This is a genomic window from Corynebacterium sp. TAE3-ERU16, assembly GCF_019209935.1.
Classification (GTDB): Bacteria; Actinomycetota; Actinomycetes; order Mycobacteriales; family Mycobacteriaceae; genus Corynebacterium; species Corynebacterium antarcticum.
The window spans coordinates 274,438-295,482 of record NZ_JAHUTN010000003.1 but is presented as its reverse complement, the minus strand read 5'-3'; the positions used below and the strand labels follow the sequence as shown (position 1 = coordinate 295,482).

The 21,045-nt window shown below is 67.5% G+C and carries 14 protein-coding genes and 1 pseudogene; 7 read left to right on the top strand and 8 right to left on the bottom strand.

Going from position 1 to position 21,045, the window contains the following annotated elements; translation table 11 throughout:
- A pseudogene (gene tatB, locus KRX55_RS12030) lies at positions 1 to 241 on the top strand (twin-arginine translocase subunit TatB); the annotation flags it as partial.
- A gap of 99 nt (positions 242 to 340) precedes the next feature.
- Here tatB and KRX55_RS05145 read toward each other — a convergent pair.
- The 3 genes from KRX55_RS05145 to KRX55_RS05135 all read right to left on the bottom strand — a co-directional run bounded on the left by KRX55_RS05145 (position 341) and on the right by KRX55_RS05135 (position 3,545).
- Positions 341 to 1,477 (bottom strand): Mrp/NBP35 family ATP-binding protein, encoded by a 1,137-nt coding sequence (locus KRX55_RS05145; RefSeq protein WP_218406713.1) that lies wholly within the window; start codon positions 1,475 to 1,477, stop codon positions 341 to 343.
- Between the two features lie 83 nt (positions 1,478 to 1,560).
- On the bottom strand, positions 1,561 to 2,163 hold the full coding sequence (locus tag KRX55_RS05140; protein ID WP_218406712.1) for a DUF1003 domain-containing protein: 603 nt from the start codon (positions 2,161 to 2,163) through the stop codon (positions 1,561 to 1,563).
- A gap of 65 nt (positions 2,164 to 2,228) precedes the next feature.
- The gene (locus KRX55_RS05135; RefSeq protein ID WP_218406711.1) at positions 2,229 to 3,545 is read right to left on the bottom strand and encodes a magnesium transporter MgtE N-terminal domain-containing protein; all 1,317 of its coding nucleotides are present in this window, start codon (positions 3,543 to 3,545) and stop codon (positions 2,229 to 2,231) included.
- 133 nt (positions 3,546 to 3,678) lie between these two features.
- Here KRX55_RS05135 and KRX55_RS05130 point away from each other — a divergent pair, with 133 nt between their 5' ends.
- Complete coding sequence (locus tag KRX55_RS05130; RefSeq protein WP_218406710.1) at positions 3,679 to 4,194, top strand: general stress protein; 516 nt, start codon at positions 3,679 to 3,681, stop codon at positions 4,192 to 4,194.
- A 36-nt stretch (positions 4,195 to 4,230) separates the two neighbouring features.
- Here KRX55_RS05130 and KRX55_RS05125 read toward each other — a convergent pair whose 3' ends face one another.
- Positions 4,231 to 5,316 (bottom strand): magnesium and cobalt transport protein CorA, encoded by a 1,086-nt coding sequence (locus KRX55_RS05125; RefSeq protein ID WP_218406709.1) that lies wholly within the window; start codon positions 5,314 to 5,316, stop codon positions 4,231 to 4,233.
- 247 nt (positions 5,317 to 5,563) lie between these two features.
- Between KRX55_RS05125 and KRX55_RS05120 the strand changes: the two genes are divergently transcribed.
- The gene (locus tag KRX55_RS05120; protein ID WP_218406708.1) at positions 5,564 to 6,265 is read left to right on the top strand and encodes a hypothetical protein; all 702 of its coding nucleotides are present in this window, start codon (positions 5,564 to 5,566) and stop codon (positions 6,263 to 6,265) included.
- Positions 6,266 to 6,400: 135 nt separating this feature from the next.
- Here KRX55_RS05120 and KRX55_RS05115 read toward each other — a convergent pair whose 3' ends face one another.
- From KRX55_RS05115 to KRX55_RS05105, 3 genes are all read right to left on the bottom strand, one after another.
- On the bottom strand, positions 6,401 to 10,198 hold the full coding sequence (locus KRX55_RS05115; protein ID WP_218406707.1) for a multifunctional oxoglutarate decarboxylase/oxoglutarate dehydrogenase thiamine pyrophosphate-binding subunit/dihydrolipoyllysine-residue succinyltransferase subunit: 3,798 nt from the start codon (positions 10,196 to 10,198) through the stop codon (positions 6,401 to 6,403).
- 177 nt (positions 10,199 to 10,375) lie between these two features.
- Complete coding sequence (locus KRX55_RS05110; protein WP_218406706.1) at positions 10,376 to 14,236, bottom strand: ABC transporter ATP-binding protein; 3,861 nt, start codon at positions 14,234 to 14,236, stop codon at positions 10,376 to 10,378.
- Between the two features lie 130 nt (positions 14,237 to 14,366).
- Positions 14,367 to 15,230 (bottom strand): hypothetical protein, encoded by an 864-nt coding sequence (locus KRX55_RS05105; protein WP_218406705.1) that lies wholly within the window; start codon positions 15,228 to 15,230, stop codon positions 14,367 to 14,369.
- Between the two features lie 296 nt (positions 15,231 to 15,526).
- Here KRX55_RS05105 and KRX55_RS05100 point away from each other — a divergent pair, with 296 nt between their 5' ends.
- The 3 genes from KRX55_RS05100 (at position 15,527) to KRX55_RS05090 (ending at position 18,965) form a co-directional block, all read left to right on the top strand.
- A complete protein-coding gene (locus KRX55_RS05100) occupies positions 15,527 to 17,110 on the top strand; it encodes a carboxylesterase/lipase family protein (protein ID WP_218406704.1) in 1,584 nt (527 codons plus the stop codon).
- Between the two features lie 37 nt (positions 17,111 to 17,147).
- Positions 17,148 to 17,972: a (2Fe-2S)-binding protein gene (locus KRX55_RS05095; RefSeq protein ID WP_218406703.1), complete on the top strand. Its 825-nt coding sequence runs from the start codon at positions 17,148 to 17,150 to the stop codon at positions 17,970 to 17,972.
- A 174-nt stretch (positions 17,973 to 18,146) separates the two neighbouring features.
- The gene (locus KRX55_RS05090; protein ID WP_218406702.1) at positions 18,147 to 18,965 is read left to right on the top strand and encodes a hypothetical protein; all 819 of its coding nucleotides are present in this window, start codon (positions 18,147 to 18,149) and stop codon (positions 18,963 to 18,965) included.
- Positions 18,966 to 18,992: 27 nt separating this feature from the next.
- Here the strand turns inward: KRX55_RS05090 and KRX55_RS05085 are convergent, their stop codons facing one another.
- Entirely contained in the window at positions 18,993 to 19,562 is a 570-nt protein-coding gene (locus KRX55_RS05085; RefSeq protein ID WP_218406701.1) for a hypothetical protein, read from the bottom strand.
- Positions 19,563 to 19,700: 138 nt separating this feature from the next.
- On the opposite strand from KRX55_RS05085, the gene KRX55_RS05080 reads away from it, so the two are divergent.
- Positions 19,701 to 20,930 carry an MFS transporter gene (locus KRX55_RS05080; RefSeq protein ID WP_218406700.1) on the top strand — a complete coding sequence of 410 codons (1,230 nt, stop codon included), beginning with the start codon at positions 19,701 to 19,703 and terminating at the stop codon, positions 20,928 to 20,930.
- Positions 20,931 to 21,045 lie beyond the last annotated feature (115 nt).

Below are 21,045 nucleotides of genomic sequence, written 5' to 3'. Positions count from 1 at the left end.
TCTCTTCGACGGCGACGACAGCCTCCTCGACGTCTTCGACCCGAAGAAGATCATGTCCGGCGACACCGCGGGACGGGCACACAGGCAGCGGGCCGCGGAACAGGGCACCACCGTCAGGCAGGCCGCCGAAGAGACCGTCCGAGTCGATCGGCCGTCAGACGGAGGCGCGTACACCCCCCGGTCCGCCGACCAGTCGGTGCCTGACCCGTCCGGTGGCGCCGACTGGTCGGACGTCACCTAGGGCGGTGTCCGGCACCGGCCGGACACCGCCCGGACGCAGCACAGTCCCCCGGATGTCACCTGGCTCCCGGGGGACTGTTCTGCGTCCCCGTCACGCCGTTCACCGCGTTTTGTCCGCGACCCCCAGATTCAGGGATTTCCCGGCCAGCGACTCTCGCCGGACAACGATTTTGTCCGCGATCTCCCCGATCGCCGCGGACGTCGGCGACTCGGGGTGGGCGATGACCACGGGGACCCCGACGTCACCACCGGCGCGGAGCGCCGGATCGAGGGGAACCTCACCGAGGAGATCGATCTCGGTTCCCGTCAGGATGGACAGCCGGTCCGCCACCGTCTGTCCGCCTCCGGCACCGAACACGTCGACGGTGGAACCGTCGGGCATAACCATGGCCCCCATGTTCTCGATGACTCCGGCGATGCGCTGCCGGGTCTGCTGACTGATCGATCCGGCCCGCTCGGCTACCTCGGCCGCGGCCGCCTGCGGCGTGGTCACGATGAGCAGTTCCGCGTTGGGGACCAGCTGGGCGACGGAGATCGCGACATCGCCGGTGCCGGGTGGGAGATCGAGGAGGAGCACATCCAGATCTCCCCAGAACACGTCGGTGAGGAACTGGGTGATCGCCCGGTGCAGCATGGGGCCGCGCCAGACGACGGGGGAGTTGCCCTCCACGAAATGGCCGATGGAGATCATCTTCACACCGTGGGCCATGGGCGGCATGATCATGTCGTCGACCTGGTGCGGTCGCTCGTCCGATCCGAGCATGTGCGGGATCGAGTGGCCGTAGATGTCGGCGTCCAGCACACCCACGGACAGTCCCCGGGCGGCGAGCGCCACCGCGAGGTTCACCGTCATGGAGGACTTGCCGACACCACCCTTGCCACTGGCTACGGCGTAGATGCGGGTCGTGCACCCGGGCTGCGCGAAGGGGTTGACCACCTCGGTGGCGTTTCCCCTCAGGCTCGTGCGCAGTTCGCGGCGTTGCTCGTCGCTCATCACGTCGGTGGTGACGGTGACGTCGGTGACACCGTCCACCTCCGCGACAGCCGCCCTGGAGTTCTCCGTCAGTGTCGACTTCATCGGGCAACCGGCGATGGTCAGATAGATCTCGACCTGCACGGACGAGCCGTCGATGGCGATGGATTTCACCATACCGAGCTCGGTGATCGGGCGCCCGATCTCCGGGTCGATCACCCGGGCGAGTGCGGCGCGGACTTCGGGTTCAGTCACGGTAGTCATCACCAGACGATCCTAGCGCGCCGCCACCCCGCAACGCCGTGCGGGGCATCCGGTGGACCGGTCGTCTCACCGCCCCGTCGAGGTCACCGGTTGTCGTCGTCGCGGTCGTTGATCTCGCCCATGGTCGGTTCCGCGAGGAGGTCCTTCCCGTCCCGCTCCCCGTGCTCCAGATGCTCCCGCGCCTGCCGCGCCGCCGATTCATCGTCGATCTTGGCCTCGAGGCGCTCGAGGAGATCCGTCAGCTCCTCGAGCTCACGGCGGAGATAGTCACGGGTCACCGTCTCGCCGACGGCGATCCGGACACCGGCCAGCTCGCGGGCGAGGAACTCCGTGTCGGCCTTTGTCTGTTCACTTCGTCGTCGGTCCTCGGCGATGACCACTCGGTCCCGGTCCTCCTGCCGGTTCTGGGCGAGGAGGATGAGGGGCGCCGCGTAGGCGGCCTGGGTCGAGAACGCGAGGTTGAGGAGGATGAACGGATAGGGATCCCAGCTGAATCTCCAGGCGCCGACGTTGAGCGCGATCCAGATGATGACGAAAACGGTCTGCCAGAACAGGTATTCGCCGGTGCCGAAGAACCGGGCGACCTTCTCCGCGAACGCGCCCACCGAGTCGCCGTCGATGTTGATGAGCTTCCGGCGCTGGCCGGCTACCGGGGTGTCGAGATCGCTGCGCTGGTAATCAGCCACGGGTGGGCTCCTTCATGATGAGCTGGAAATGTCGGGCGGGGTTGATGTTCCGGGTGCTCACCCGGTTACCGCGATCCGGGCTGCAGCAGAGGTCGCCTGCCACCCAGTTCAGGATCGGGGCGGAGACCGCGCTCACGCCAGTCATCGGGGAGCATGTGGTCCAGGAGGTCATCGACGGCGACGGCTCCGAGGAGGTGTTTGTCGGGGTCGAGTACGGGACCGCACACGAGGTTGTAGGTCGCGAAGTAGCGCGCGGCCGTCTCCTGGTCGTCGTCCGCGTACAGCGGCGGCAGATCGGGGTCGAGGCAGCCGCCGATCAGTGATCCGGGTGGCTCGCGCAGAAGCCGCTGCAGATGGACGCATCCGAGGTACTTCCCGGTCGGAGTGGCCGTCGGCGGACGGACGACGAACACCATCGATGACAGGGACGTGGGCAGTTCCGGGTCGCGTGCGAAAGCGAGCGCCTCGGCGACGGTCGTCTGGGGCGTCAGCACCAGCGGCTCCGGCGTCATCAGGGCGCCCACCGTGTCGGGGGAGAAGCTCATCAACCGGCGGACCGGCGCGGACTCCTCCGGGTTCATCTCCTCCAGCAGGGCCGCGGCCTTGGCGTCCGGCAGCTCACCGAGCAGGTCCGCCGCATCGTCGGGGTCCATCTCCTCGAGAACGTCGGCGGCCCGCTCGAAGTCGAGGGCGTCGAGGAGTTCCGCCTGCCGGTCCTCGGGCAGCTCCTGCATGACATCGGCGAGCCGTTCGTCGTCGAGCTCGACGGCGATCTGTTCCCGCTGCTGGGCGGGAAGCGTGTACAGCTGGGTCGCGATGTCCGCCGGGCGCATGTCGTCGAACTGGGCGATCATCTCCGCGGTCGCGTCCGGGTCACCGGTGCCGCCTGCGGAGATACCGTGGACGTGTGTCCAGGGCACCACATCCAGTTTCGGGCGTCGCCCGAACTTCGGCTTCTCGTGGTACACCGCGACGCGCGAGATCACCCAGTCGCGGGTGCGGGTGCGCTCCAGTTCGACATCGGCGATCTCGAGGGCCCTGCCGTGGAGATGGTCGAGCTCCGGGTCATCCACCTGGACCTTCGAGCCGACGATGTCCGTCATGATGGTGAGCTCACCGGTTCTCGACTGGAACGCCCGCAGGGACACCGAACCGGTGGCGAGCATGATCTCCTGCGGTTCGATCTCCGCGATCCGGAGCATCGGGAGGAAGATCCGCCGCTTGTTCAGCATCTCCACCACGAGGCCGAGTGCCCGGGACGTCTGCCCGTTGGGTCTGACCGCGATGACGATGTCGCGGACGCGACCGATGACGTCGGTGTCGGGACCACGCACGACCATGCCGGAGAGACGTCCTGCGTACACACGGGTGATAGGGCTCATGGAGATCCACTTTACTGTGCCGTCCGCCCGGGAACATTCCACCCGGTCGGACCGTTCTACGGAGTGGAGGAGAGCCCTCCGGAATCCCCGGTGGTGGACCTGTCCCACCGAACCTCAGGAGGAGATCGTGAGCATGACACCGTTCGGAACCCCCCAGGCGCGGAACCAGCCGGGGGAACGCCTACGTCCGGAGGGCTGGCCCGTCGGCAGTTTCGGGGACTACGCCTCCGCGCAGGCCGCCGTCGACATGCTCAGCGACCGCGGTGACTTCCCGGTCAACGAGCTCACGATCGTCGGCGTGAACCTCATGGAGGTCGAACGGGTCGTCGGCCGGTTGACCTGGGGGCGGGTTCTGGCGGCGGGTGCCGCGTCGGGTGCCTGGATGGGGCTCTTCGTCGGCATCCTGATGAGCCTGTTCAGCGAGAGTTTCCTGGCACCGATGATCTACGGCATCGTCATGGGGGTGATCTTCGGGCTGATCGCGGCGGCGGTGCCGTACGCGGCGTCGAAGGGCCGTCGGGACTTCGCGACGACCACGCAGATCGTGGCCGGACGCTACGACGTTCTCTGCACACCGGAACACGCGCGACGTGCCCGGGACGAGATCGCGCGCGCGAACCTGGGGGAAAGGCGCCAGCCCGGCCACTAGACGGGCCGGTACGCGGAAATCCGCTGCCGGGGCGGCTCAGAACCAGTTCTTGCGGCGCAGCAGCCACCACAGGAACAGCACCGAGCCGACCATCAGCAGGAGCGCCATGTAGTAGCCGTACCTCAACCCGAGTTCCGGCATGAACTCGAAGTTCATGCCGTAGATGCCGGCGATGACCGTGGGCACGGCCGCCATGATGGCGACGGAGGAGATCTTCCGCATGTCGTCGTTCTCCTGCAGGGTGATCTTCGCGACGCCCGCGTCGATCAGGGCGGACAGCCGCTCATCGAGACCCCGCACGCTGTCGACCGCGAGCAGCTCATGGTCGAGAACGTCACGGAAGTACCGGACGAGTTCGCCGGGGAGCATGTCCCCGTTGCGCTCCAGCAGCAGCCGGAGGGCGGCGGCGAGCGGATCGATGGAGTGCCGCATCTCCAGGATCTCCCGCTTGAGCATGTAGATCGTCTGGATGTCGAAGCGTTCGTTCGGGGTGAACACCTCGGCCTCGAGCTCGTCGACATCGGCGGCGAGCTCACCGCCGATCCGCACGTACTCGTCGACCGCCGTGTCCATGATCATCCACGCGACGGAGGCCGGTCCGAGGGCGGTCTGTTCCGGGTCCTCCTCGACGCGCTTGCGCAGTCCCTTGATGTTGGAGGGTTTGCCGTGCCGGACGGTGATGATGAAGTCGGGCCCGAGGATCATCTGGATCTCCCCGGTCTCGATGATCTCCGAGGCGTCGTTGACGGACTCGTGCTCCTTGAACATGACCGACCGAACGACCATGAACAGCTGCTGGTCGTAGCGCTCGACCTTCGGGCGCTGGTGCGCGTTGACCGCATCCTCGACGATGAGCTCGTGGATGTTGAATGCCTCGGCGATCTCCATCATCTGACGTTCGTTGGGTTCGAGGAGACCGAGCCAGACCCATCCGCGGCCCTCCCTGCGGACATGCTCAAGGGCGCTGCGGTAGGTGTGCGGCTGCCCGTCATCGGCGCCGTCGACGTAGACGGTGCAGCGCTCGATGGCCTCTTCAACAGGTGCATCCGGCCCCATCGGAGAGGGCGTGATCTTGTCGGCGGGGGAGGTCCGCGGCTTGAGTACACGTCGGATACTGGGCATCGGGCGGTGACGCTCCTTCTGCGGTACAGGTGGATTCCGACCGGAGGAGCCGGGACCCCGGAATCTTTCGGACGAGGATCAGCAGTGAGTGTACCGAGTTCCTCCGCAGGTACACCATCGCCGGGTCATCGGGCGTTCCCGCGCGCCCGAGGCCGGGCGAAGTAGAGTGTCACTGGAGAACCAGACGGTGTTCCCGGAACGTCGGGCCGGGAACACCGCGCGTACACCGGACGAGCCAGGAGAACTCATGACGCCAGAGGAAACGCCACCGTCACCGAGGACGCTGTCAAGGTTGTTCCTCGCCACGGTGATCTGCGTACCCGTCCTGGCTGCGTGCGCACCCGAACCGGCGGGCCCTCCCGTGGAGTCGGAGTTCCGCCCGGTGCAGATTTCGGTCAACTCCTCGTCCATCGAGCAGCGGATCCTCGGCGAGATGTACCAGCGGACACTGCGCGCGCACGACCGGGACGCCTACCTCACCCTGGAGACGGCCTCGAACGACAACCAGCGCATCGAGCGGCTCAATGAGCGGAAGGCCGATCTCGTCGTCGGCTGCACCGGTGAGCTGCTCCACCAGCTCAATCCAGTGGCCGCGGAGGAGCTGTCCCGCGAGTACACGGCGGCGCTGGAGAACGGCGAGATCGACAGGAACTCAGGCGAGTGGCGGGAGAAGGTGTACTCGGCTCTGGTCGGCTCGCTTCCGGGGAACATGATGGCCACCGACCCCTCCAACGCCCTCGGCTGTGAGGGTTACGACGGCCCGGAGCTCCCGCAGAACATCGTTCCGGTGTACCGGAAGCCGATGCTCGACCGACGCGACCGGCTCATCCTGAACTCCGTGGGCGGAACCATATCGACCGCCGACATCCGGGAACTGACACAGAACGCCCTGGAGTCCAATTCCGTCTCGGCGGCCGTCGTGCCGTATCTGCGAGCGGAGGGCCTGTAGCCACCTGATGTGACGGGAGCGGCCCGGTTTCGCACCGCACCCGATGTCCGAGACGCGGAAAAAGGCCCCTCCACCGATTTTCCGGTGGAGGGGCCTTTCCACGTCCCCGGAGCTACGGGGAACGATGCCTCGGAATCAGGCGTCCGGGGCGAACGCCGCGTCGATCAGCTGCTGCTGCTCGAACTGGTGGACCTTCGAGACGCCCGTCGAGGTGGAGGACTGCGCACGACGCGAGATCCTCTTCAGCGGCGGCATCTCCGGGATGCGTTCCGGCAGGTTGAGCGCCAGGAAGGGCCATGCGCCCTGGTTGGCGGGCTCATCCTGGCAGAACCGGACTTCCGTGGCGTTCGGGTAGAACGCGAAGGCTTCCTTGAGCCGGTTGTGCGGGATCGGGTGGTACATCTCCAGTCGGACGATCGCGACGTCCTCGCGGCCGTCCTTCTTCCGGCGCTTCTCCAGCTCGTAGTAGAGCTTTCCGGAGACCAGCAGGATCGTGGTGACCTCGTCCACGTCGCCGATGACGTTGTTGTCGCGGTCGACCAGACGCGGGTCGTTGATCACCGAGCGGAACTTGGTCACCTCGGTGAAGTCCTCGACGGGGCTGGCGGCGTCCTTCATGCGCAGCATCGACTTCGGGGTGAACACGACCAGCGGCCTGTGCAGTTCACTGAGCGCGTGGCGGCGCAGCAGGTGGAAGTGGTTCGCCGGCGTCGACGGCTGGGCGACGGTCATGGAGCCCTCGGCGCACAGCTGCAGGTAGCGCTCGATCCGGGCGGAGGAGTGGTCCGGGCCCATGCCCTCGTAGCCGTGCGGCAGGAGCAGGATGACACCGGACGTCTGGCCCCACTTGGCCTCACCGGAGGAGACGTACTCGTCGATGATGGTCTGGGCACCGTTGGCGAAGTCACCGAACTGCGCCTCCCAGGCGACGACCGCGTCCGGGTTGCCCACGGAGTAGCCGTACTCGAAGCCCATGCCGGCGTACTCGGTCAGCGCGGAGTTGTAGACGAGGAACTTGCCGTCGCCCTTCGACTGGGCCAGCTCATTGAGCGGGTTGAAGTCGTCGGAGGTCTTCGGATCGACCAGGACGGCGTGCCGCTGGGTGAAGGTACCGCGGCGGGAATCCTCACCGGCGAGGCGGACGACCTTGCCCGAGTTCGCCAGGGATGAGAAGGCGATGAGCTCGCCCCAACCCCAGTCGATGCCACCCTCGTGGACGCTCTCGACACGCTTCTTCGCCACCGGCTGGACGCGCGGGTGGATGGTGAAGCCCTCGGGGGTTCTGGCGTAGGCCTCACCGATCTCCACGAGATCGGCCTTGGAGATGGATGTGTCCAGGCCGTGGGGGAGCTTCTGCGAGCTCGTGATCCCCTCCTGTGCGGAGGCCTGCTTCTTCCCCGCCTGTTTGACCTCGTTGAACACGGACTCCATCTGGTCGTGGAAGTCGCGGATGACGGCCTCGGCGTCCTCGGAGGACAGGTCGCCACGACCGAGGAGGTCGTTGGTGTAGCGGGTGCGGACGGTGTCCCGGTTGTCGATGATCTCGTACATCTGCGGCTGGGTCATCGACGGGTCGTCGGCCTCGTTGTGGCCGCGGCGGCGGTAGCAGACGAGGTCGATGAAGACGTCCTTGCCGAAGCGGCGGCGGTACTCGGTCGCGAGCCGTCCGACCCACACGACGGCCTCGGGATCATCGCCGTTGACGTGGAACACGGGGCAGCCGAAGCCCTTGGCGATGTCGGTGGCGTAGTGCATCGAGCGGGCGGAATCCGGGGTGGTGGTGAAGCCGATCTGGTTGTTCACCACGATGTGGATGGTGCCGCCGACGGTGTATCCGCGCAGCTGGGCGAGGTTGATCGTCTCGGGGACGATGCCGAGGCCGGCGAAGGCGGCGTCGCCGTGCAGCAGCAGCGGGACGACGGAGTAGCCGTCCTCGCCCTTGTCCAGGATGTCCTGCTTGGCGCGGGCGATGCCCTCCATGACCGGGTTGACGGCTTCGAGATGGGAGGGGTTCGCGGTCAGGGAGACCTTGATCTCGCCGTCACCGAACATCTGCAGGTGCTGCCCCTCGGCGCCGAGGTGGTACTTCACGTCACCGGAGCCGCCGGCCTGTGCCGGGTCGAAGTTGCCCTCGAACTCGTTGAACAGGTTGTGCAGGGGCTTGCCGACGATGTTGGCCAGGACGTTGAGGCGACCGCGGTGCGGCATGCCGATGACGACCTCGTCGAGGCCCTGGCCCGCGGCGGTGTCGATGCACGCGTCCATGAGGGGGATGAGGCTCTCGGCGCCCTCGAGGGAGAAGCGCTTCTGGCCGACGTACTTGGTCTGCAGGAAGTTCTCGAAGGCCTCGGCGGCGTTGAGCTTCTGCAGGATGTACTTCTGCTCAGCTCCGGTGGGCTTGTCGATGCCCGCCTCGAGCCGGTCCTGCAGCCAGGTCCGCTCGTCGCGGTCGAGGATGTGGGTGTACTCGGAACCGACCTTCAGCGTGTACGCCCGGCGCAGGGTCGTCAGGACCTCGCGGAGGGTCATCTGCTCGCGGCCGGCGAAACCACCGACGGAGAACTTGCGGTCCAGGTCCCACAGCGTCAGGCCGTGGGTCGCGATGTCGAGATCGCGGTGATCCGGGATCGGAACTCCGGGCTGGGTCCAGTGCAGCGGGTTGGTGTCCGCGATGAGGTGGCCGCGTGAGCGGTAGGCCTCGATGAGCTGCATGACGCGGGTGTTCTTGTCCACCCCGGTGTTCGGGATGTCCTGGCGCCAGCGCATCGGCGTGTAGGGGACCTGCATGCAGTCGAAGATGTGGTCCCAGAAGGCGTCGTCGGTGAGCAGCTGGCTCATCGTGCGCAGGAACTCGCCGGACTCCGCACCCTGGATGATGCGGTGGTCGTAGGTGGAGGTGATGGTGACCAGCTTGCCGACGCCGAGCTCGGCGAGGCGGTCCTCGGAGGCACCGGCGAACTCAGCCGGGTAGTCCATCGAGCCGACGCCGATGATCGCGCCCTGGCCCTTGGTCAGACGGGGCACCGAATGCCGGGTGCCGATGCCGCCCGGGTTCGTCAGGGTGATCGTGACCCCGGAGTAGTCCTTGCCGGTCAGCTTCCCCTTGCGGCCGCGCGAGACGATGTCCTCGTACGCGTCGACGAACTCGGAGAACGAGAGGTTCTCGCACTCGCGGATGGCCGCGACGACGAGTGCCCGGGAACCGTCCTTCTGCGGGAGGTCGATCGCGAGACCGAGGTTGATGTGGTCGTGGACCACCATGGTCGGTTTGCCGTCGATGACATCGTAGGAGTTGTTCATCGCCGGGTGCGCCATGGTCGCCTTGACCATGGCGTAGCCGATGATGTGGGTGAAGGAGATCTTCCCGCCGCGGGTTCGGCGCAGCTGGTCGTTGACCATCGCGCGGTTCTCGAACATCAGGCGGGCGGGCATGTCCCGCACGGAGGTGGCGGTCGGGACCTCGAGGGAGAGGTCCATGTTCTTCGCGATCGCCTTCGCGATACCCGTCAACTGGCTCTTGCCCGCATCGGGGAGTTCCCCGATGCGGCTCAGGGGAGACTTCGCGAATCGCTCGGTCGCGGCGTCCTGCCGGCGTGCGGAGTCGCCCTCGCGCTTCGGCGCGTGGTCGCGGGCCTTGGCTGCGGGCGTTTCGGGGTTCTCCTTCTTCGCCTTTATGCCGATCCCCTTTTCAGGGGCGGTGGGACGGGAGGAAGCCGCGCTCTTCACGTCAGCCTTGGCGTCTTTCCCGGAAACGGGTTCGGCGGGCTTCCGCACAGCGGCAGCGGGGGTCTTTTCGGGGGTGCCTGAAGGTGCACCTTGTGTCTCGAAATAGTCCCGCCATTCCTTGTCGACGGACCCGGGGTCCTCCTGGAACTGCTGGAACATCTCGTCTACCAGCCACTGGTTCTGGCCGAAAGTACTAGCGCTGCTCACGGCAGGTGCTCGCCTCATTTCCTTGGTTAACCTACGTCAGTTTATTCACTGTAGTCGTCAACTACAGGCTAGTTGCCGAGACCCCGTTCTGTCGCATCGTGGCGGCGTGGGATCGTGCAGTCTCGTGCCGTGGTGGGATCGGGGACACATCAATACGGACACCACACCGCGCTCACGTTACCGGTTTCCGACGGCGGGTGGCGGGGGAACGCGCCCGCCGTCACCCGTGTCGACCCGCGTGTGGGCGTTCCACATCGCCCGGTAGCGGGTGTCGGCCTCGATCAATCCCGCGTGCGTGCCGTCTTCGACGACCCGCCCCCGGTCGAGCACGAGGATCCGGTCGGCCCGTGCGGCCGTGGCCAACCGGTGCGCGACGACGACCGAGGTCCGGCCGCCGGTCACGCGTTCTGCGGCGGTGAGCACCGCTGTCTCCGTCGCGGGATCGAGTGTCGCGGTCGCCTCGTCCAGGAGCAGGAGCGTGGGTTCGACGAGCTCTGCCCGTGCCAGGGCTATCAGCTGTCGTTGCCCCGAGCTCAGCCCCCGCCCCCGTTCCCCGACGAGATGGTTGAATCCCCCGGGGATACGGGAGATCGCGGCCAGTGCGCCCACCCGCCGGGCGGCGGCGGTGATGGCGGAACGGCCCGCCCCGGGCCTCCCGTAGGAGATGTTGTCGGCGACCGTCCCGGTGAACAGGTGGGGCTCCTGGGGGACGAGCCCGATCTGGTGGCGCCAGTCGTCCAGCGGGAACTCGCGGATGTCCGTTCCGGAGGCCCGCACGGAACCGCTGACCGGATCGTAGAACCGGGCGAGCAGTTTGATCAGCGTCGATTTCCCGGCGCCGGTCGGTCCGACGACGGCGACCCTGGTTCCCGGTTCCAGGCGGAGATCCAGGCCTTCGGTGACGACCCGCCCGTTCGTCCCGGAGTAGGAGAAATCGACCTCGTCGACCGACACCGGTCCCCGCGCCGCGCGGTCCGCACCCTCCCGCGTCCCCCGGTCCGGTACCTGCGTCTCCGTCGCCAGGAGATCGGTGATCCGGGACAACCCCACCGACGCCTGCTGGTAGCCGTCGAAGATCTGGCTCAGCTGCTGGATCGGACTGAACAACTGGCCGAGGTACATGGTGAAGGCCACGAGGACACCTGCGGTGATCCGGCCCTCCATGACCATTCCGGCCCCGACCCCCAGCACGAGTGCCTGCGACAGCTCGGAGATGAACGCGATCCCCGGAAAGTAGAGGGCCACAGCGGTCTGGGCGCGGATCCGGGTGCGTCGGTAGGCCTCGACCTTTTCGCTGAATCTCTCCAGACGCAGGGCCTCGGTCCGGTGCATCTGGACCGTGCGCAGGCCCGAGACGGACTCCTGGAAGTCCGCATTGACCGCGCTGACCTGTTCGCGTGCCCGGGTGTACAGACTCCTGGAGATTCTCCGGAACACGATGGTGGCGACGAGGATCACGGGCACCGCCCAGAACGCCCACAGTGCGAGGGTCACGTCGGTGGCCAGCAGGACTCCGGCGATGCCGAACAGTGTCCCGACCGCGACGACGGACTGCGCCAGGCCGGTCTGCAGGAAGGAACTCAGGGCGTCGATGTCGGTCGTCATCCGCGTCATGATGCGCCCGGACATGGTCGACTCGAAGTAGGAGAGGCTGAGCCGTTGCAGGTGGGCGTAGGAACGGAGTCGCAGGCCGAACAGCAGCCTTTCCCCGGTCCGTGCCGTGAGGACGGTGCGGAGAACCGCGGCGGACCAGGCGATCAGGACGACCGCCGCGCCGGCGGCAGCCGCCCACCACAGCACCCGACTGTCTGTCCCGGTGACTCCGTTGTCGATCGCCACCCGGACCAGGCTCGGGAACGCCAGGTCGGTGGCGACACCGACGAGCAGGAGCACGATCACCGCCGCGGTGAGGCCGCGGACCTGCCGGAACAGTGTCCGGAGCGAGAAGTCACCCGAATCGGCCCGAGCCGCCCCGGCATCGATTCCGGGGTCCTCGGTCGCCGGGGGTAGGGCGTCGACCTGAGCCAGAAGTCCGGGGCTGGGGGGTACAGCCCCTACCCCGCGGCCGCGTCCGCCGGCGACCGGCACCGCCCGGCTGATTCCGGGGCTCGGGTTCCACCGCAGCCCTGGTTCCGGTGCGACCTCCGGCCAGAGCTCCGCGTCCGTCGGTTCAACGTCCCCGTAGCGGCCGTGCACTGGGTCGACCCGGTCACCGGCGCGGACGCCACGGTCCCGGAGGGAGAGATCCATGAGTCGGGCGAATCGGGGGCTGCGGCGCATCTCACCCAGAGTTCCCTCATCCACCACCCGGCCGTCGACGATGAGGGCGGCGCGGTCGGCGAGCTCCAGGGTGGACTGCCGGTGTGCGATGGTCAGCACCGTGATGTCCGGGTGGTGCTGTTTCAGTGCGCGGTAGATGGCGGCTTCGGTGACCGCATCGACCGCAGAGGCGGCGTCGTCGAGCACGAGGACGCGAGGATCGGCCAGGAGTGCACGGGCGAGCGCGATCCGTTGGCGCTGACCACCGGAGAGCGTCAGGCCCTTCTCTCCCACGGGGGTGTCGTAACCGTGCTCGAGATCCATGATGAAGTCGTGGGCCTGTGCCACCCGTGCCGCGGCGTGGACCGCATCGTCGTCGACGTCCCGGCCACGGGCGCCCACCGCGATGTTCTCCCGGACCGTCGCGGAGTAGAGGAACGTCTCGTCGAAGGCGCAGATGACCACGCCGCGGAGAGCGGCCGTCGACACCTCGGCGAAATCCGTCTCGTCGCCGTCGGCACCGGTGAGCAGGATCCGCCCCGAGTCGGGGGCGTAGAAACGTCCGAGCAACTGGACGAGCATCGTCTTGCCGGAACCCGGTGGTCCCACGAGCGCCACCGTGGATCCCGCGGGGACCTCCAGGGACATCCCGGACAGGATCTGACGGTCGCCCTCGGCGAAGCTCACCCCGTCGAGTCGGATCCCCACCGGCCCCGGTGGGACACCGGAACCTGTGCCTTCGCGGGGAGTGTCCGTCGAGGGACGGAGATCGATCACCTCGAAGACGCGCTGGATCGAGCTGGCCCCCATCTGCAGCCGGACCATCGTCGCGGCGAGAACCCGGGCGACCGTGGTGAGCGTGGTCAGATAGGTGGAGAAGGCCACGAACGTGCCCACGGTGATGCTGCCGTGCAGCGCCAGCCACCCGCCGACGGCGATGTTGACGACCAGGGCGAGCATCGGCAACTGGTCGAGCGCGGGCTGGAACCTGGCGTTGATTCGGGCGGCGCGCATGCGGTGGGAGTAGAGCTCGCGTCCGGCGGACTCCATCCGGGTGATCTCGTTCTCCTCCTGGGCGAACGCCTTGACCACCCGCACCCCGGTGACGGTCTCCTCGACCCGGGTGGCCAGGTCCGCGGCCTTCTGCTGGGCCGACCACGTGGAGGCGAAGAGGCTCTTCCTCCCTCTGGCGCCGAGGAACACGATGATCGGCAGCGTCGCCAGCGCGACGGTCGCGAGCAACGGCGACAACCAGAGCATCACCACCGTGGTCAGGGTGAGCTTCAGCATGTTCCCGACGGTCAGGGGGAAGATCGCCAGGATGCCCTGCACCGTGTTGATGTCCGAGATGGAACGGCTGACCACCTGACCCGTCCGGAGTGCATCCTGCCCCGGTCCGTCCAGGCGCTGCAGGGAGTCGAGCAGTTGGACCCGGAGACGCTGCTGGGTGTCCAGTGAGACGACACCGGCGGTGAACCGGCGGATGAACTGGAAGAGGAAGCGGAGGACCGCGACCGCGCAGAGGGCGGCGACGACCGCGGTCAGCGGGGAGAAGCCCGGGAACAACCGGGTCACCGTGTTCCCGGCGTGCAGACCGAGCGCGATGTCGACGGCGTCGCGGGTGAGCAGCGGTGCCGCGGTCTCGAACAGCGTCACCAGCACCGTCGCCGACAGTGCGGACAGCGCGGGCACCCTCCGCCGGGCCGCGGCCCGGAGCAGTCGGATGAGGGAGCTCCGGATACCGGGCCCGGTGTCTCCTGTCCGATCGGCGACCGTCATCCCCACCTCTTTCCCCGATTAGAGACGTCTGCTCCAGATCATTCCAGAAGGACTGACAGGGTTAGCCGATCGGGGGCGTGTACAGCGGGGGCGGCGCCCCGGGCGACCCGTCAACGGGGGAGGGGAGGATCTACCGGTCTCCGTCCGAATCGGTGTTCGCCTCCGCGATGTCGCGGGCGATCTCCGCCGGGACGTCGATGTCCTCCGGGACATCCTTCGGCAGCGGTGTGGAGAACTCCGCGGGCAGCCCACCGAGTGACTCGCCCACGTTCGACACGACCTTGTCCGCGAGGCGGTGGTTGGCGTAGGAACCGGCGATCGCTCCGATGCCCAGCGGAAGGATCTTCCCGAACCAGGCGCGCCGGAACTTCTTGCCCATCGTCTTCACCGCGACATTGACCATGCGGTTGTTCACCGTCGTCAGTTTCGCTCCGGAGAAACTGGACAGGGTCGTGGCGACCGAGCGGCTGCCGACACCCGCGGAGAGATCGCCCACCGCCGCATCGACGATGGCCGTTCCGGAAGACCCGGTGAGAGCGACCAGGATCAGCGCACGGCGCCGCTCCGGGTCGTGGATGTCCACACCGCGCAGTTTCGCGGAGGCCATGGTGTAGAACGCCGCGAGATCCAGGAAAACCAGGGATTCGACACCGATGGCCGCGGCTCCGGTGACCAGACCGATTCCGGGGACAGCCGCGGCGATGCCCGCCGCGCCTCCGGAGCCCGTCGCCAGCACGGAGAAGTGCTTGTCGATGGCCTTCTGCAGTTCCCGGGGGCTGAGTTCCGGGTTCTTGGCCCGCATCCAGTCCACGTATTTCGCGATCGTCCCCGCCTGGATGTGCACGGCCTTGTCCAGACCGGAGATCAGCATCCGGCCGGTCGCCCCCGTGCGGCCCTCGAGTGCCTTCGGATCGGAACCGACGGCATCGGTGATCGGGCGCCCGTCGCGCCGGTCGTTCCTGTCATCTCCGAAGAGTCCGTCAAAGAGACCCATGGGTGCACTCACTCATTTCTCGTTCTCGTGGGTGGCCCCGGGAGAGAGCTCGCCGGGGTGCGCCAGATTCCCGGCGACGGTACTGCGCTACATCGTAGATGCGCCCGGGGACCGGTGCGCGGCTGACACCGGTGGTGCGGTGCAGCACCGGTGTCCCCCACCGGACCGGTGACCGTCTCCCGGTCGGGAGAGAAAGTCGTTCCCCGGCGGGTCCCCGCGGTTTCACGCCGCGATGGAACCAACTGCCGGGGCTCGGATTCTCCGGTGCCCTGCGGAGGTCACTACGGTGTAGGGCAATGGACGATATCACAGTCACCACAGCCGGCCTCATCCGTGGCACACTCGTCTCCGGGATCCGGACCTGGCGTGGCGTACCCTACGGCGCCGACACCTCCGGTCCGAACCGCTGGCGCGCACCCTCGGCACCCGAACCGTGGACAGGTGTGCGGGACTGCGGTGAATTCGGCACCGTCGCGCCCCAGCCCGTGTACTCCTACAAGGATTCGGTTCGCGGAGGCGAGGACTGCCTCAATCTCGACATCGTCCGACCGGACAGCGATGACGACGATCTGCCCGTGGTCGTCTACCTCCACGGTGGATCATTCATCGTCGGCTCATCGCACGAGACGATGCTCCGGGGCTACAACTTCGTCCGCAATCTCAATGTCGTGTACGTGTCCGTCAACTTCCGTCTCGGTGTACTGGGATACCTTGATCTGCGGAGCCTCGGCGGTGACGACTGTGTGGCCAATCCCGCGGTCCGCGACCAGCTGCTCGCCCTCCACTGGGTCCGCGGCAACATCCGCGCATTCGGAGGTGACCCGGACAACGTCACGCTCATGGGGGAGTCCGCGGGCGGTGCCGCGGTCACCACCCTGATGTGCGTACCCTCCGCCGAGGGTCTCTTCCACAAGGCGATCGCCCAGTCCGCTCCGGCGGCGACACTGCACGCACCGGTGCAGTCCGAGTACTGGGCGCAGCAGCTCGTCGATGCGATGGCACTCCCACTGGGGACCACCTGCGGCGACCTCAGGCTCGAATCAGCGGCGGATCTCGTCCGCGCCGGGCAGTCGATGCTGTGGCGGTCCCGGGAGGTGCTGCAGCTCAACTCCTGTTACGGCCCGACGGTGGACGGCGAACTGCTCCCGGAGCACCCGCTCGACGCCTTCGCCGCCGGACGGCAGATCAGGGTCCCGTTGCTCATCGGCACCAACAACGACGAGGCCTCGGTGACCAAGCTCCTCTATCTCCGGCAGACGGCACGCAGTCGGGCGGCCGCCCGCATGCTCGACGCCTACGACCACTCGAACTCCGCGGTGCTGCTGGACGCGTACAACGGTGCCATCGAACGGGCGGACTTCGCTCGTATGCTCACCGACGCCGTCTTCTGGGCACCGTCGCTCCGCATCGCCGAGGACCACTCCCGGTACGCGAACACCTGGATGTACCGGTTCGACTACGCGCCGGCCGCTCTCCGGTGGATCGGTCTGGGGGCCATGCACTCTTTCGAGTTGACGGCGGTGTTCGCCGCCCACCGGGAGTCCCGCACCCACACGCTGACCCGGTTCGGCGGGATCGACGATCTCGGGGTGGTCACCTCCGAGATGCAGGCGTACTGGGGAAATTTCATCCACCACTCGATTCCGGGATCGGGCTGGCCCCGGTACCGGCTCGCGGGAGACACACGCCCCGGACGTGCCACCCGGATCTTCGACTCCGAGTCCGCCGTCGTCTATGATCCCCGAGCCCACCTCCGGCGTGCCTGGCGCGACTACGACATGAGGGAATGGGGCGCCGGGCGGCCGGACATCCTCGAGATCCGTGGTAGCGCGCCGGATGAGGACCCCTCGTCTGAGGATTCCGGGGAACCCGGCGGATAGACTCGTGTGCACAGGACCCTGACCGAGGAGATGACGAATGGATCCCGTGTTCGGACAACTGCTCGCGGAGTATCCCCGTTTCCTGACCGCGCTGGAACCCGCGGAGCACAGCCGCAACCTCAGCGTCGACGAGCTCGCGGAGCCGGTGGTCATCGAGCGGGCGGTGGCGGCCGCGGGGGAGATCTTCGGGGTCACCGATGCGAGGCACGCCGGACAACTGTGGTGGTTCTCCGCCGTGAACTCTCTCGTGGGGCCCGCGGTGACGATGATGGTCGAGTACGACCGGGTACCTGATCTCGACGTCACGACGGGGAGGCTCTTCCTCCGCGACCCGGCCGACCGGTGCGATGAACCGGGTGCGGGTTACTGGGTGGGGTTCACCCCCGGTGAATTCTCCGGGGGGTCCGGTGAGACGCACCATGCCGCCGGTGAGGGGTTCGCGAGGTCCGTCCGACCGGTGGTCGCCGAGCTGTCCCGCGTCGCGGGCATCAGGTCGGCCCCGCTCTGGGCGGTGGCCGCGGACGGCCTGGCACAGGCCGCGGTCGAGGCCGGCAACGGGGCCTTCGATCCGTACCTCGGCGTACGGGTCGCGCTGCGTCTCGTCTCCGGGTTGGCGACCGCTGTACCGGAGGGGGTCACGGTCCCCGCCCCACGTTTCCTCGACATCGCGGGCGGTGCGGTCACCCCGACGGACATGGACGCCGTGGTGGCTGAAGAGGAACCCGACGACGTGCACACCGTCGTCAGGAGAGCCTCATGCTGCATGATCTACCGCTCACCGACCTCGGGAAAGTGCCTGTCCTGCCCCAGGCAGGACCCGGCCGACCGTGAGCGAAAGCTGATCGCCGCACTCGATTCCTAGTGTGGTGCGGACCGGCACCGTGGGGGGCCGGGCGGGGGTCGCCACCGCGCCGGGCGCCGCGGCACTAGGCTGTCAGGTGTCCCGGTGCCTGCACCTGGATGAGGGTGCCGGATAAGCCGAGTTCCCGCCAACTCACCGACACGACCGCCAGTCACCGGAAGGGTGCACCACGACATGAGTTTCTATGAGGATCTTGCCGCCGCCCTGGATGCCGAGGGCATCGAATCACGCGTCAACGACGACACCCTGTTCGTGCCCATCTCGTCGGGGGTCGAGATCCAGTTCGACGTGACCAATGAGCTGCTCCCGGCGGCGAACATCTACATCGCCGCGGCTCCCGACACCGGCGACGGTGAGGTGATCCCGGACGCTGACGAGGAGGAGTTCGAGGCGGTGCTGGTTTCAGCGGTCTTCTCCGTCGATGCGGCCGTGGACGCGGTTCTCGATCACATGGCGACCGACGCGATCGTGGATCTGGTCGATGAGTTGGTCACGGATCCGGACGGCCGGTTCGGGGACCTCCAGTTCACGGCCGTCGAGGGGGAACCGATCACGGTCCGTTCCCCGGCGGCCGACAATTCCGAGCTCGACATCGTGATAGACATCGTGGACGGGGAGCCGACGGCCACCGTCACCCTCACCACATTCGATCCGGATCTCGAATCACTCCTGGACGATCAGCTCAATGGCGTGGACTCGCCGGTGGACGACGAGGTGATCGAGGAACTCATCGCGTGTTTCCTCGCGGAGGGACTGATTCTCCCGGAGCAGACCATGGGGCTGGGGACCTACACAGACTTCAGCCGACTGCTGACGGTGATGCCGTTCATCGCCGAGCACGTCGCCGAGTGGGAGGAGGACCTCACCAACACCGCTGACGGCTACGACGCCCTCTTCGGTGACCTCGGTGAGAACTGGTCCGTCGAGGAGGACGGGGATGACCTCGAGGACTTCGACCTGGACGGCGACGAAGACGACGGTCAGAACCGCTAGCCACGCTCCCGGGGCGTAACCGGGGGCTCACGCCGCATAGGGGTGTCCGCTGAAGAACTGATCCGGAGCGGGAATCGGCAGGAACGACCGCTCGACGAGCCAGCAGAAGGTGGGGGCCGGCTCGTCCGTCAACTCGAACACACAGTCCCCGCTCCCCGGACCCGCGATGGCGGCCGCCCAGGCCTCGGCCAGCGCCGGTTCGATCCGTACCCCGGTCGGGGTGGTCAGGCGCAGCGTGACCAGATACGCAGGGGACTGGTGCACCCCCTCCGCGAGCAGCCGTGCGCGGACCGCGTGCCCCACGAGATACCGCTGCAGCGTGACCTTCATACGGGGATGATCCGCGAATCCGGGTATCAGGGCGGACGGCGGGCGCCATGTGGCGGACGGACGTGCGAGGGAACGGGGATGGCGCATCATCGAGTGCACCGCGGCCAGTTCTGAGGCGAATCGGGTGCGTACCGCCCAGCCCGGTGACCCGGTCGCCGGCACCGGGGACGGTCCGGTCCGGCCTTCATTCCGGAAGTCCGTGAGGTGCGCACCGGGGACGGCGGAGGGGCGGTGGGAGATGGCGCTCGTCTTCTTCGTGGTGAACATGATCCGAATGTACGGCCTGAGGGGGACACCGTCCCCGGGGCGATAGAACATGTGTTCGACGCATCCGTACGGTGATCCGTCCCGTCGTCGGGAGGGCCCGACTGTGTCGCCACCGGCGTGCGGGGTTAGCCTGAACTCGTGGCTCGAGACAAGAAGGACCGGCAGCCGGTGAGGACACCCATCCCGCAGGAGATCTGGGTACTGGTCTCGGCGGCATTCGTGATCGCGGTGGGATTCGGGCTCATCGCCCCGATCCTCCCGCAGTTCGCCCGGAGCTTCGGGGTGTCCATGGCCGCCGCGGGCCTGGTCGTCTCCGTCTTCGCCGGGTCCAGGCTCTTCTTCGCCCCGGTGTCGGGAAGGCTCGTCGACCTCATCGGATCACGCCGGGTCTACCTCACCGGCCTCATCACCGTCGCGGTGACCACCGGCCTGATCGCCTTCGCGCAGGAGTACTGGCACATCGTCGCGCTCAGGGCCATCGGAGGCATCGGTTCGACGATGTTCACCGTCTCCGCCATGGGGCTGATCGTCAGGATCTCCCCGCCGGAGATCCGCGGACGCTCTTCCTCGGTGTACGCCACCGCCTTTCTCACCGGCTCGATCATCGGACCCGTGATCGGGGCGGCCCTGTCGGTCCTGGGGATGCGGATCCCGTTCCTCATCTACGGCGCCGCGCTGTTTCTCGCGTCCTTCATCGTGTGGTGGAAGCTCAGCGCCGCGAAGATCTACGGGTATGACCATGACTCGTCCGCTCCTCCCATGCGGTTCGCCGAGGCGATCCGGGACTCGGCCTACCGCAGCGCCCTGATCGGCGGGTTCGCCAACGGATGGGCGAACCTCGGTGTCCGGGTGGCGCTGCTCCCGCTTTTCGCCGCAGCCGCATTCCACACCGGGGGAGCGGTGGCGGGGATCGCCCTGGCGGCCTTCGCCGTCGGCAACGCCTCCGCCCTCCAGGTCTCGGGGCGTCTCGCCGACCGGATCGGCAGGAAGCCGCTGATCATCACGGGACTCGTCGTCAACGGACTGTTCACGGCGGCGATCGGTCTGACATCGGTGCCGTGGACCCTGCTGGCGGTGTCCGTCGGCGCGGGCGCCGGTGCGGGGTTGTTCCTCCCGTCGCAGCAGGCGACGCTGGCGGACATCATCGGCAACCACCGATCGGGTGGGAAGGTCCTCGCGAACTTCCAGATGGCCCAGGACCTCGGGGCGATCACGGGACCCGTCATCGTCGGGGCACTGGCGGATGCGTTCGGGTACCGTGCGGCGTTCGCCGCGTGTGGAGCGGTGAGCCTGCTGGCGGCGACGGCGTGGTTCCGGGGCAGGGAAACCCTGGAGGATCGGCGGGCCGTCAGGCCCGTCCGGACCTGACGGTCGACCGTCGGGTACCGGTGCCTGTCCCGTCTGAATCCGGTTCCTGATTCCGTCCGGTTTTTCCGGAGGAACGTTCGAGTGTGCCGGTCGAATTTCATCTGTTCACCGGGAC

What these genes read in the sequence shown, in the direction of transcription:
- KRX55_RS05090 (WP_218406702.1), top strand. Translation starts at nt 18,147, where the DNA reads ATGAGTTTCTATGAGGATCTTGCCGCCGCCCTGGATGCCGAGGGCATC.
- KRX55_RS05085 (WP_218406701.1), bottom strand. Translation starts at nt 19,562, where the DNA reads ATGTTCACCACGAAGAAGACGAGCGCCATCTCCCACCGCCCCTCCGCC.
- KRX55_RS05145 (WP_218406713.1), bottom strand. Translation starts at nt 1,477, where the DNA reads ATGACTACCGTGACTGAACCCGAAGTCCGCGCCGCACTCGCCCGGGTG.
- KRX55_RS05105 (WP_218406705.1), bottom strand. Translation starts at nt 15,230, where the DNA reads ATGGGTCTCTTTGACGGACTCTTCGGAGATGACAGGAACGACCGGCGC.
- KRX55_RS05135 (WP_218406711.1), bottom strand. Translation starts at nt 3,545, where the DNA reads ATGAGCCCTATCACCCGTGTGTACGCAGGACGTCTCTCCGGCATGGTC.
- KRX55_RS05100 (WP_218406704.1), top strand. Translation starts at nt 15,527, where the DNA reads ATGGACGATATCACAGTCACCACAGCCGGCCTCATCCGTGGCACACTC.
- KRX55_RS05130 (WP_218406710.1), top strand. Translation starts at nt 3,679, where the DNA reads ATGACACCGTTCGGAACCCCCCAGGCGCGGAACCAGCCGGGGGAACGC.
- KRX55_RS05110 (WP_218406706.1), bottom strand. Translation starts at nt 14,236, where the DNA reads ATGACGGTCGCCGATCGGACAGGAGACACCGGGCCCGGTATCCGGAGC.
- KRX55_RS05095 (WP_218406703.1), top strand. Translation starts at nt 17,148, where the DNA reads ATGGATCCCGTGTTCGGACAACTGCTCGCGGAGTATCCCCGTTTCCTG.
- KRX55_RS05120 (WP_218406708.1), top strand. Translation starts at nt 5,564, where the DNA reads ATGACGCCAGAGGAAACGCCACCGTCACCGAGGACGCTGTCAAGGTTG.
- KRX55_RS05125 (WP_218406709.1), bottom strand. Translation starts at nt 5,316, where the DNA reads ATGCCCAGTATCCGACGTGTACTCAAGCCGCGGACCTCCCCCGCCGAC.